This window comes from Streptomyces xanthophaeus, from assembly GCF_030440515.1.
GTDB lineage: Bacteria > Actinomycetota > Actinomycetes > Streptomycetales > Streptomycetaceae > Streptomyces > Streptomyces kutzneri.
This window is the reverse complement of record NZ_CP076543.1, coordinates 591,818-603,475: the sequence shown is the minus strand read 5'-3', so window position 1 is coordinate 603,475 and position 11,658 is coordinate 591,818. Positions and strand designations below refer to the sequence as shown.

Sequence of the window (11,658 nt, the reverse complement as noted above, 5' to 3'; positions counted from 1 at the left end):
ATTACGCCCCCTTGGTCGCTGAACCCGACGTTCCTTCGGTGCCCGGCACATCGTGGCCGGGGGTGCCGGACAGTCCGCTGTGGAACGCCTCCAGCCACATTCCGGGGCCGCCGTCGTCCGCCGACCGGGGCTCCGCGGCCGGCCGGGCGTCGGCGGTGGTCACACGGTCCTTGCGGCGCCGCTGCGGCAGGCCGTTCGCGGTACGCGCGCCGGCCTCCGGCTGCGCGGCGGCGACGGGCGCGGGCCCGGGCGCCGGAGCCGGCCGGGGCGCGGGCGAGCCCACGCCCGCCGACGAGCGGTCGAAGGGGTGCTCACGCGGTGTGGCGGCCACGGCCCTGGGCCCCGAGGAGGAGCCGATGCCGTGGGCGAGCCCGGTCGCGGAGGACGCCGTGGTGATCAGGTGCTGCGGCACGATCACCACGGCGCGGACGCCGCCGTACGCGGACGAGCGCAGGGACACCTGGAATCCGTACGCCTGTGCCAGCCGGCCGACCACCGCCAGACCCAGCCTGGGCGTCTCGCCCAGGTCGTTGAGGTCGATGCCGGACTGCGCCTGGGCGAGCATCTTCTCCGCCCGGCTGCGGGCCTCCTCGCTCATGCTCAGGCCGCCGTCCTCGATCTCCACGGCGATGCCCGACTGCACCTCGACGGCCGTGAGGTGGACCCGGGTGTGCGGCGGCGAGTACCGGGTGGCGTTGTCCAGCAGCTCCGCCAGGGTGTGGATCAGCGGTTCCACGACGGGACCGACGACGGCGACCTCGGAGACCGAGTGCAGCTCCACCCGCTGGTAGTCGATGATCCTCGACATCGCTCCGCGCATCACGCTGTACAGGGTGACGGCCCGGCTCCACTGCCGGCCGGGGCGCGCGCCGCCGAGGACCGAGATGGAGTCGGCGAGCCGGCCGATCAGCGCGGTGCCGTGGTCGAGCCGCAGCAGGTCGCCGAACACGTCCGGGTTGCTCCCGTGCCGGTCCTCCATCTCGCGCATCTCGTGGGCCTGCTGATGGACGATCGCCTGCACGCGCCGGGCGACGTTCACGAAGGCCCGCTGCGCCGAGTCGCGCAGGCTCTCCTCGTTGTCGACCGCGTCGACGACGTGGGCCAGCACGGCCTGGAGGGCGGCTCTGAAGCGCGGGGTCAGGGCCTCGTCGTCGCCCCAGCGGCTGCCGTGGCCGCCGCGACCGCCCAGGGCGGTCAGGACCTCCTCGGCCGGCTCGCCCTTGCGCAGCCGCTCGATGGCCTCGGGCAGCACCGACCGGGACAGCCGGGCCGCCTCGGTCTCCTGCCGGGCCAGGGCGTGCTGGAGAGCCGCGACCTGGGCGCGTCCGGCGGCGAGCGCGCGGCCGCGCCGCCGAACCTCTACGAGGACCGCTGCGGTGCACACGGCGCCTACGGCGATCAAGGCGGTGCCGAGCGGTCCCGAGGAGGAGGCGAGCGCCCCTACCAGGCAGGCGGCGGCCACGACCGCGATCGCGGGCAGCATCCGGCTTGCTCTTCCCTCCAGGTGGGCACTTTCGGGGGGCGTACCTCTTTGCTCCATCGGCGTCCTCGAACTATCGAAAAGGGGGGCCTTCTGACCGGTGGGCGGGAGCATAACTACGCCCAACTTGCCTGATGGGGCCTTTCGTTGGAGTTCATCGGACCGGAGGAACCGTTATGCGCCATCGATGACGTCGATTTCCGGCGAGGATCCGGGCCCGCGCGCGGCGCGCGGTGGCGTAACGGGAGGTGGGCGACGCGCGGACCCCGTCCGGCGCGCGGAAATCCGCGCGCGCATTCCGATCGGTTCCGGCCGCACACCCTGCCTCGCGGGTGGCGACCGGGACCGAAATGCGCTACGGGGTGTCCTGCCGGTCGCGGCGGGCCGTGCCGAGGCCCGTGAGCAGGACGTCGAGGGCGAGGTCGGTCGCCTCGTCCAGCGGCGTGTCCTCGAGGAGGGAGCCGACGGCCAGGGCCGCGAGGCCGTGCACCACGGAGAAGGCGACCTGGGCGAGCCGGGCCGGATCGCCCGCCCGTACGACACCCTCCCGCTGCGCGAGGGCGATCAGTTCGGCGGCGATCTCCAGGCTCTGGTGGCCGAGCTCGCGGAGTTCGGCGCTGGAGTGGTCGGCGTGCTTGGCCGTGAACATCAGGCTCAGCAGCGGGGCGTGCGCGACGGCGAAGCCGATGTACGCGCGACCCATGCAGGCGAGCCGTGCGGTGACGGGGCCGGGCTCGCCCACGGCGGCCCGGAGGCGTTCGTTGAGCCGGGTGAAGCCGCCCACGGCGAGCGCGTCCAGCAGTGCCTGCCGGTCGCGGAAGTGGCGGCCGGGCGCCGCATGGCTGACGCCGAGGTCGCGTGCGAGGGCGCGGAGGGAGAGGCTGTCCGCCCCCGAGGCCGTGAGCACGGTCTCGGCGCGCGCCAGCAGGGCCTCCCTGAGATTGCCGTGGTGATAGGGCGCATCGGCGTCGGCCAAGGCGGTCTCCTCCCTCGATGTTGTCATTGACAACAATGTTTGCTCTGCCTACATTCAAGTATCGACCATCAACCGGAGTCCCGGAACGGAGCGCCGACCCATGTCTATGACATACCGCGGAACCACAGCCCTGATCACCGGGGCGAGTGCAGGCCTCGGCGTCGAGTTCGCCCGGCAGTGGGCCGAGCGCGGGGCGGACGTCGTCCTCGTCGCCCGGCGCGTCGACCGGCTGGAGGAACTGGCCGCGGACCTGGAGCGCCGGTACGGGGTCACGGCCCGCCCGATCGCCGCCGACCTCGCCCGGCCCGGCGCCGCGGCAGCGCTGCGCGCGGAGCTCGACGCACTCGGCGTACCGGTCCACACGCTGGTCAACAACGCGGGCTTCGGCACCCACGGCCCCTTCGCCGGCGAGGACCCCGCCCGGATCAGCGAGATGATCCAGCTCAACGTGCTCGCGGTCACGGAACTGACCAGAGAGTTCCTGCCCGGCCTGACGGCCGACGGCCGGGGCGCCCTCGTCACCGTGGCCAGCGCGGCCGCCTACCAGCCGACCCCGGCGATGGCGGTCTACGGCGCCACGAAGGCCTTCGTCCTGAACTTCACCGAGGCCGTCGCGTACGAGACGCGCGCCTCCTCCCTGCGGGTGCTCGCCGTCTCGCCGGGGCCGGTCCGCACCGAGTTCTTCGACGTCGTCGGCAGCCGCGACGCCGCCGTCGGCCGGATGGCCACCCCGGAGCAGGTCGTCACCGCCGCGCGCCGGGCACTGGAACGCGGAAAGACCCCGCCCAGCATCGTCGTCGGCCTCGGCAACCGGCTCTCCGCCACGGCGTCCGCCCTGGTCCCCCGCCGCCTCGCGCTGACCGTGGCGGGGCGCGCCCTCAAGGCGTGAGCGGACGCACCAGAACACCGGAGGGCGGGCCGTCACAGGGGTGACGGCCCGCCCTCCGGTACTTCGGGGAGTGCGCACGGAGCCGGACGCTCCCCCGTGGACGTCCGGCTCGGGCCCCCTCGGGTGACGGCGGACAGGCCTACCAGGCGGCGCGGCAGTTCAGCAGCTTGGTGGTGCCGACCTTGCGGTCGCAGGCGTAGGCCTTCACGTCCTTCTTGTTCTTGAAGGTCCAGCTCTTCGTGCCGTTGACCACCGCCACGTAGTTCTTCACCGAGTGCCAGGCCCCGTCCTTCCAGTCCTGGTAGGCCAGCGCCAGGACGGCCTCGTAACCGTCGCCCGCCACCTTGTCCTTGGCGGTGGAGCCCTGGAACGATCCGGAGTAGAGCTTCTCGCCGGTCTGCGGGATCGTTCCCGACACGTGGTACTCGTAGGTGCCGCTGATCTCGGCCTTGCCGCTGGTGGAGGTCTGGTGGAAGCCGATGGTGGCCGCGCTCGCGGTGCCCGCCAGCCCGATCACGAGAGCCGAGGCGACGGCGGAGGCTCCGACGAGCGCGCGCTTCACAGGAGTGGTCATGGATGTGTCTCCCTTTGCCGGGAATCGGAAGTCGATGGGTGCGCCGCCGCCACGGTGTGCCCCGGGCGCCGGCCAGACAGAAAGCTAGGCGGGCCGGAGGCCGCCCGGCGGCACGCACCGGGATGATTCGGGCCTCCACCCGGTGCGGGTGGCGGACGTCCCGCCTGCAACTGCGGCGGTAGCCGGACCATGCGCAGGTGGTAGGGCCCGGTCCCGCGGCAGGCCCATGGCCCGGCCGCCCGAAGGCCCGTAGGCTGCGCCGATGCACGCTGGATCGGGATTCCTCGACAGGCTCGGGGGAAGGTACCGGCCGCTGGCGGTCGACTCGTTGCTCGCGCTGGGCTACGTCGGCGCCGGGCTGCTGCTGGGGCAGGAGCAGCCGCCGGCCGGATGGCGCTCCGTGGACGGCCTGGGGGCGGTCCTGACCGCCCTGGTGGGTCTGGTCATGGTGGCCCGCCGCCTCGCGCCCGTCGTGGTGTTCGGCGCCAGCAGTGCGCTGTGGACCGTGTTCATCGCCTGCGGGTACTGGCCGGTGGTCAATTCGATGCCCTCGCTCCTGGGCCTGTACACGGTGGCGGCGACCCGCCGCCCCCGAACCGCGCTCGTGTGCGCGGCCGTCGTGGCGGGGGTGTGGGTGTACGCCGGGATCGGCAACATCGACCACAGCTCCATGCCGACCGTCCTCGCCCAGGCGCTCCTGTTCCCGGCCGTCGTCCTCGTCGTCGGGCGCGGCTCGGGAGCACTCGCCGAGCGGAACAGGCAGTTCGCCGAACTGACCTCCCAGCTGCGCGGCCAGCAGGAGGAGAACGCACGCCAGGCCCTCACGGAGGAACGGGTGCGCATCGCACGGGAACTGCACGACGTGGTCGCCCACCACATGTCGGTGATTTCGCTCCAGGCGGGCATGGCCTCGTACGTGTTCCCCTCGGACCCGGCGGCGAGCCGGCGGGCCCTGGACACCATCGCCGACACCAGCAGGGAGGCGCTGGAGGAGATGCGCCGGATGCTCGTGCTCCTGCGCGTCGGCCAGGAAGGGGTGCGGGACGGACAGCGGGACGGACCGGAGGAGGACGGCGCCGCCTACGCCCCGGCCCCCGGGGTCGACCTGCTGGACCGGCTGCTGGAGCGGGTGCGGGGCGCGGGGGCCGAGGTCACCATGGAGATCACGGGATCCCCGATCCGGCTTCCACAGGGCATGGCGCTGTGCGTCTACCGGGTGGTCCAGGAGGCGCTGACGAATGTGCTCAAGCACGCGGGACCGACCCGGGCAGCTGTGACGATCCGTTACGAACGCCGTACCGTCGTGGTGTGCGTGACGAACGAGGGAGGCGACAACTTCCAGCCAAACAGGGAGATGTCACCTGGTCACGGCTTGATCGGCATGAGGGAGCGCGCGAAGATCTACGGCGGGTCGGTCACCGCCGGCCCCCGCGCCCTCGGCGGATTCGAGGTACGGCTCACCCTTCCGGCGCCCACCACCAGTGACCGGCCGCCGGGTGGCCTCCCGGCCCCGGGCACCGGGGACGTCCATATCCGATGAGGACCGAATTCCCCGATGCCCACGGTACTGGTGGTCGACGATCAACTGCTCATCCGTGCCGGACTGGTGTCCCTGCTGAACGCCGCGCCAGGACTGTCCGTGGCCGGCGAGGCGTGCGACGGGGAAGAAGCCGTCCGGCTCGCCGAGGCCACCGCCCCCGACGTCATCCTCATGGACCTCCGGATGCCGGGCACCGACGGCATCACCGCGACACAGCGCATCCTCCGCCGCGCGGGCGACACGGGCGGAACACCGCCGAGGATCCTGGTGCTGACCACCTTCGACCTCGACGAATACGTCTACAACGCCCTGCGCGCGGGCGCCTGCGGGTTCCTGCTCAAGGAAACGCCTCCCGAGCGCCTGGTCGCCGCCATCCATACCGTCGCCTCGGGAGACATGCTCTTCGCGCCGACCGTCACCAGGCGCCTGATCGAGGCGTACCACCCGGGGCCGACACCGCCGGGGGCCATCGCCCCGGACTGGCACACCGTGACCGGCCGTGAGCGCGACGTCCTGCGTCTCGTGGCCACGGGCGCGACGAACACGGAAGTCGCCCGGCAGCTCTTCATCAGCGAAGCCACCGTGAAGACCCACCTCAACCGCGCGATGGCCAAGCTCGGGCTCTCCAGCCGGGCCCAGGTCGTCGTCTTCGCCTACGAGACGGCGCTCGTGACGCCGGGTGGCCCGACGAACCTGCCCGGCTCCGACCCGGCTGCGGGCGGGCCGGGCTGAGCGTCCGGGGGAGTCCCGCGCGCAGCGGCCTCCCCGCCCCCACAATGGAGGCCGGCGAGCAGGAGGGGAGCGGGCATGGCGGACGAGCAGGCCTCGGTGCGGGTCGAGCGGGACGGCCCCGTGTACACGGTGATCCTGAGCAGGCCAGGAGTACGCAACGCCGTGGACGGACCGACGGCGGCACAACTGGCCGATGCGTTCCGGGACTTCGAGGCCGACGAGGACGCGGCCGTCGCCGTGCTCTGGGGCGAGGGCGGAACGTTCTGCGCGGGCGCCGACCTCAAGGCCATCGGCACCGAGCGCGGCAACCAGGTGCTCGCCACCGGCGACGGACCCATGGGGCCGACCCGGATGCGGCTCGGCAAGCCGGTGATCGCGGCCGTCGCGGGGCACGCGGTGGCGGGCGGCCTGGAACTGGCGCTCTGGTGCGACCTGCGGGTCGTGGAGGAGGACGCGGTGTTCGGTGTGTTCTGCCGCCGCTGGGGCGTTCCCCTGATCGACGGCGGCACGGTCCGGCTGCCCCGCCTGATCGGCGAGAGCCGGGCCATGGACCTGATCCTGACGGGCCGTCCGGTCCCGGCGGCCGAAGCGCAGGCGATCGGGCTGGCCAACCGCGTCGTCCCCACGGGCCGATCGAGGGCGGCCGCGGAGGAACTGGCCCGCGAGATCGCCGGGTTCCCCCGGATCTGCCTGCGCCACGACCGGCTGTCCGTCCTGGAACAGCACGGACTGGCCGAGGAGGACGCGCTGGCGGGGGAGTTCCGGCACGGCCTGGTGCCGCTGACCGCGGGTGAGACCCAGGCCGGGGCGGGCCGGTTCGCGGCCGGGGCGGGCAGACACGGCACCTTCGGGCAGTAGCGGGTGCCGGGCCCCCGCGGCTTTCGTCGATCGTCCAGGTGTGGCGCCTGCCACAACCGGCCCCGGGAACCCGGCCTCCGGCGGATCCGACCCCTGTCGTAGAGCGGCGTATCGGCCGGGCGATCGGAAGGAACCGTCGGATGAACCGCAGGAGCATGCTCCGGGCCCAGGTCGCCGTCGGCGCGGCGGCTGCGTGGGGAGGTGCCGCCGGGGTGGCCGCGGCGGCGCAACCGCGCTCCGCCGGCAGACCGGCGGGGCCTGCACGCGTGCACGTCGTCATGTACGAGGGTGTGGAGGAGCTCGACTTCGCCGCGCCCTACGAGGTCTTCGCGGCCGCCCGGTTCTTCACCGACCGGCAGATCGACGTCCGCTACGTGAGCGCCTCCGGGCCCGGGGCCGTACGCGCCGCCTACGGCACGCAGGTGAAGGTGGAGCACGCCTGGGCCCCGCGCACCGCGGACATCCTCCTCGTGCCCGGCGGCGGATACGCGCGCCGCGACAGCCCCGGAGTGTGGGCCGAGATCCGCAGCGGCGTCCTCCCGGGGAAGCTGGCCGCGGCCGTCCGCCCCGGCCTCACCGTCAGCGCCGTCTGCACGGGCACCATGCTGCTGGCCGCCGCCGGGCTGACCACCGGACGCCCCTGCACCACCCACCACAAGGCGCGCCCCGACCTGGCGGAACAGGGCGGCCTCCTGAAGAACGCCCGTGTGGTGGACGACGGAGACCTGGTCACCGCCGGTGGCATCACCAGCGGGCTGGACCTCGCCCTGTGGCTCGTACGCCGGGAACTGGGTGCCGACGCGGCGACCGGCGTGGAGGCCATGCTCGAATACGAGGCCCGCGGCACGGTGTGGACGCCGCCTACGGCCGGGCGGCCGTAGCCGGCCCGCCGTACCCGACTGTCACGGCGGGTCACGGCGGGTCACGGCGGGTCACGGCGGGCCGCGGCGGGCCACGGCGGTCAGCGGTGCAGGTGCTGGGTCCAGTCCTCGGGCACCCGGCCGGCCGGGCCCGGGACCGGCTGCTCCGCCGGATGATCGCGCGGAGCGGTCAGCTCGGGGCCGGAGTCGTACAGGGCGTCCGTGTCGTAGTTCCAGAACCACTCCTCGCCCGGCTCGAAGCTCTGCACCAGGGGGTGGCCCGAGGCCTTCCAGTGGGCGGTGGCGTGCTGGGCGGGGGAGGAGTCGCAGCAGCCGATGTGGCCGCACTGGGCGCAGCGCCGCAGGTGGAACCACCAGCCGCCCAGCTCGTCGCACTCGGTGCAGCCGGTGCCGGTGGGCGCGGCGCTCGGGTCGATTCCCTCGATCTCGCTCATACGGGCTCCTCGGCGGTCGCGGTCGCGGTCTCGGTCGCGGATCCGGTATCGGTATCGGCCCCGGGGGCCGGGGCGGTCAGTGGCAGCAGTACCTGGAAGCGGGTGTCACCCGGGGCGGACTCGACCTGGAGGCTGCCGTGGTGCTTGTTCACGACGATCCGCCAGGAGATGTCCAGGCCCAGTCCGGTGCCCTCGCCGACCGGCTTGGTGGTGAAGAAGGGGTCGAAGATACGGCCGCGGATGTCCGCCGGGATACCGGGTCCGGTGTCGCGGAACTCCACCAGCAGGCGGTCACCCTCGCGGGCCGTGCGGACGGTCAGCGTGCCGTCGCCGCCGGTGCTCCCGATGGCGAACACGGCGTTGTCGATGAGGTTGGTCCATACCTGGTTGAGCTCCGCCGGGTAGGCTGGCACGTCCGGCAGGGAGCGGTCGTAGTCCTTCACGACCCGTACCCGGGAACCGAACTTGCCGGACAGCATCAGCAGGGTGCTGTCGAGGAGTTCGTGGACGTCGACGACCCGGTACGGGGCCCGGTCGAGCTGCGAGTACTGCTTGGCCGCGTCCACGAGGTGGGAGATGCGGGTGGTGGAGTCGTCGATCTCGTCCATCAGCAGCTCGGTCTCGACCGTGTAGTTGAGCCAGCCGATCGCCGACGGCAGGATCTCCTCGGCCACGGTCGCCGCGACCTGGTCCAGCCAGTCCGTGTCCAGCCCGGCCTGCACGAAGGTCGGCGCGAGCCGCCAGCCCTCCGCGATGCCGTGGTCGTCCAGCCAGTCGGCGAGCTCGTCCTCCCGGTCGGAGGCCTCCAGCGGACTGAGCGCCGTCGCCTTCGCGACGCGTTCGACGGTGCGCTCCTGGATCTCGATGAGGTCGGCGATCGTCTCGCGCGAGTACTGGCCCTGGGAGATGTGGGCCAGCTTGTGCCGCATCTTGCCGACCCGCTCGCGCAGTGTCGCCGTGGCCCGGACGGCAGCCGCCGCCGGGTTGTTGAGCTCATGGGTGAGGCCGGCGGACAAGGACCCGAGCGCAAGCAGCCGTTCGCGCTGCCCGATGGCCCGCTGGGTGTTCTTGGAGCCGAAGAACAGCCCCTCCAGCAGGTGCGCCGCCATCGGGAACCACTCCTGCATGATGTCCGAGAACGACTGAGCGGGCAGCACGAAGAACCGCGTCGGCTCGGTCACCCGCATCGAGTTGGTGTACGTCTGCGGCACCTGGTCGCCCAGATACGCCTGCATGGCCCCGGCGTACACGCCGCGCTGCGAGGTCCGGCTCACCTCGACGTCGTCGCCGCCGACCCGGCGGTACAGCACGACGGTGCCTTCGATCATCACGTAGAAACAGGTGGCGGGGGAGCCCTCGGTGTACACGGGACCGGCTTCGAACCGCTCCACCCGCCCCTCGGCGCACAGCCGCCCGAGCTGCTCCGGGGTGAGCTTCTCGAACAGGAACAGCGAGGCGATCTCCTGCGGGCTGCACGGCAGGACCTGTCCGCTCATGACTGCTCCAGGTACCGGTGGACGAGCATCACGGCCATGGCTCCCTCTCCGACGGCGGACGCGACGCGCTTCGCGGACTGGGCACGCGCGTCGCCCGCCACGAACACGCCGGGAATGTTGGTCTCCAGGTGGTAGGGCGGCCGGTCCAGCTCCCACTCGGCAGGCGGCCGCCCGTCCGCGGTGAGGTCCGGCCCGGCCAGGATGAAGCCGTGGTCGTCGCGCAGCACCGTTCCGTCCAGCCAGTCGGTCAGCGGGGCCGCGCCGATGAACACGAACATCCACTGCGCGTCGACGAGTTCGCTCCCTCCGCCGTCCACGTCGCGCAGGGTCAGCTGCTCCAGGTGCCCCTCGCCGTGCGCCGCCTCGACGACGGTCCGGGTACGCACGGTGATGTTCGGCGTCTCCTCGATCTGCTGGATCAGGTAGTACGACATCGACGCGGTCAGGGACTCCCCGCGCACCAGCAGAGTCACGGACTTGGCGCCCCTCGCCAGGTACATCGCCGCCTGCCCGGCCGAGTTGGCGCCGCCCACGATGTACACGTCCTGCCCCTGGCAGGAGGCCGCTTCGGTGAGCGAGGAGCCGTAGTACACCCCGCAGCCGGTCAGCTGGTCGCAGCCCGGCGCGTGGAGCTGCCGGTACGACACACCGGTCGCCAGGATGACGCTGTGGGCGGCGATCGCCGAGCCGTCCGAGAAGCGGACGACGCGTGCGGCGCCGTTGACCTCCAGCCCGGTGACCTCACGCGCCGTGAGGATCTCGGCGCCGAACCGGCCGGCCTGGCGGCGGGCGCGCTCGGTGAGCTGGGCACCCGACACGCCGTCCGGGAATCCGAGGTAGTTCTCGATGCGGGAACTCTGACCGGCCTGTCCGCCGGTCGCCGACCGCTCGACCAGTACGGTACGCAGCCCCTCGGAGGCCCCGTACACCGCGGAGCCGAGCCCGGCCGGGCCGCCGCCGATGACGACGAGGTCGTAGAAGTCGGCGGCCGGCGTCGTCGCGAGCCCCACGTGGGAGGCCAGTTCAGGCGCCTCCGGTTCGATCAGCGCGGTGCCCTCGGGCGTGATGACCAGGGGCAGCCGCTGCCCGTCGGCCCCGGCCGCCTCCAGCAGCCGCCGCCCCTCCGGTTCGTCGGAGGAGTACCAGCGGTACGGCACCTGGTTGCGGGCCAGGAACTCCCGCACGTCGGAGGAGCGCGCCGACCAGCGGTGCCCGACGACCTTGGTGGCGGGCACCGGACGGTAGTCGCTGGTGCGCCAGGCCGTGAGCAGGTCGTCCACGACCGGGTAGAGCTTCTCCTCCGGGGGGTCCCAGGGCTTGAGCAGGTAGTGGTCGAGGTCGACGACGTTGATCGCGTCGATGGCCGCGTTGGTGTCGGCGTACGCGGTCAGCAGCACGCGCCGCGCACCCGGGTACACCTGGAGGGCCTGTTCCAGGAACTCGATGCCGTTCATCTGCGGCATCCGGTAGTCGGCGAGGATCACCGCCACCAGGTCCCCGCGCAGCTTCAGCTCGCGCAGCGCCTCCATCGCGGAGTCGCCGGTCTCGGCGCGCACGATCCGGTACTCGGCGCCGTAGCGGCGCCGCAGGTCACGGGCGATGGCCCGGGAGACTCCCGGGTCGTCGTCCACGGTCAGGATGACGGTCCGCGCAGTGTCGGCGGCCTGTGCCATACGTCGTCTCCACCCCGAGTGCTCTGGGCAGGCGGCCCGGCGAGCCGCCCGCGCCGGTTCCAGCCCATCGTATGGTCGATCCTCCCGGACCGCTCCGGGACGACGCGGGCCGGGCGCTCCGGGTA

11 protein-coding genes are annotated in these 11,658 nt (G+C 72.7%); 5 read left to right on the top strand and 6 right to left on the bottom strand.

Annotated features, from left to right (window positions below; translation table 11 throughout):
* Window position 1: 1 nt before the first annotated feature.
* Window positions 2-1,483, bottom strand: a complete 1,482-nt coding sequence (locus KO717_RS02725; RefSeq protein WP_301364193.1) for an ATP-binding protein — start codon at window positions 1,481-1,483, stop codon at window positions 2-4.
* Window positions 1,484-1,835: 352 nt separating this feature from the next.
* Window positions 1,836-2,456 (bottom strand): TetR/AcrR family transcriptional regulator, encoded by a 621-nt coding sequence (locus KO717_RS02720; protein WP_301364192.1) that lies wholly within the window; start codon window positions 2,454-2,456, stop codon window positions 1,836-1,838.
* A gap of 100 nt (window positions 2,457-2,556) precedes the next feature.
* On the opposite strand from KO717_RS02720, the gene KO717_RS02715 reads away from it, so the two are divergent.
* Window positions 2,557-3,345, top strand: a complete 789-nt coding sequence (locus tag KO717_RS02715) for an SDR family NAD(P)-dependent oxidoreductase (protein WP_301364190.1) — start codon at window positions 2,557-2,559, stop codon at window positions 3,343-3,345.
* A gap of 139 nt (window positions 3,346-3,484) precedes the next feature.
* Here the strand turns inward: KO717_RS02715 and KO717_RS02710 are convergent, their stop codons facing one another.
* Entirely contained in the window at window positions 3,485-3,919 is a 435-nt protein-coding gene (locus KO717_RS02710) for a hypothetical protein (protein WP_301364189.1), read from the bottom strand.
* Between the two features lie 262 nt (window positions 3,920-4,181).
* Here KO717_RS02710 and KO717_RS02705 point away from each other — a divergent pair, with 262 nt between their 5' ends.
* From KO717_RS02705 to KO717_RS02690, 4 genes are all read left to right on the top strand, one after another.
* On the top strand, window positions 4,182-5,459 hold the full coding sequence (locus tag KO717_RS02705) for a sensor histidine kinase (protein WP_301364188.1): 1,278 nt from the start codon (window positions 4,182-4,184) through the stop codon (window positions 5,457-5,459).
* Between the two features lie 15 nt (window positions 5,460-5,474).
* The gene (locus KO717_RS02700; protein WP_301364187.1) at window positions 5,475-6,191 is read left to right on the top strand and encodes a response regulator; all 717 of its coding nucleotides are present in this window, start codon (window positions 5,475-5,477) and stop codon (window positions 6,189-6,191) included.
* Between the two features lie 75 nt (window positions 6,192-6,266).
* Window positions 6,267-7,049, top strand: a complete 783-nt coding sequence (locus KO717_RS02695) for a crotonase/enoyl-CoA hydratase family protein (protein WP_301364186.1) — start codon at window positions 6,267-6,269, stop codon at window positions 7,047-7,049.
* A gap of 140 nt (window positions 7,050-7,189) precedes the next feature.
* Window positions 7,190-7,930 carry a DJ-1/PfpI family protein gene (locus KO717_RS02690; RefSeq protein ID WP_301364185.1) on the top strand — a complete coding sequence of 247 codons (741 nt, stop codon included), beginning with the start codon at window positions 7,190-7,192 and terminating at the stop codon, window positions 7,928-7,930.
* Window positions 7,931-8,010: 80 nt separating this feature from the next.
* Here the strand turns inward: KO717_RS02690 and KO717_RS02685 are convergent, their stop codons facing one another.
* From KO717_RS02685 to KO717_RS02675, 3 genes are read right to left on the bottom strand one after another with little or no spacing between them, the layout of a single operon-like run.
* Window positions 8,011-8,364: a UBP-type zinc finger domain-containing protein gene (locus tag KO717_RS02685; protein ID WP_301364184.1), complete on the bottom strand. Its 354-nt coding sequence runs from the start codon at window positions 8,362-8,364 to the stop codon at window positions 8,011-8,013.
* Complete coding sequence (locus KO717_RS02680; protein WP_301364183.1) at window positions 8,361-9,860, bottom strand: ATP-binding protein; 1,500 nt, start codon at window positions 9,858-9,860, stop codon at window positions 8,361-8,363. Before KO717_RS02680 ends, KO717_RS02685 begins: the two co-directional genes overlap by 4 nt.
* Entirely contained in the window at window positions 9,857-11,533 is a 1,677-nt protein-coding gene (locus KO717_RS02675) for an FAD-dependent oxidoreductase (RefSeq protein ID WP_301364181.1), read from the bottom strand. The genes KO717_RS02680 and KO717_RS02675 overlap by 4 nt, the downstream gene beginning before the upstream one ends.
* Window positions 11,534-11,658 lie beyond the last annotated feature (125 nt).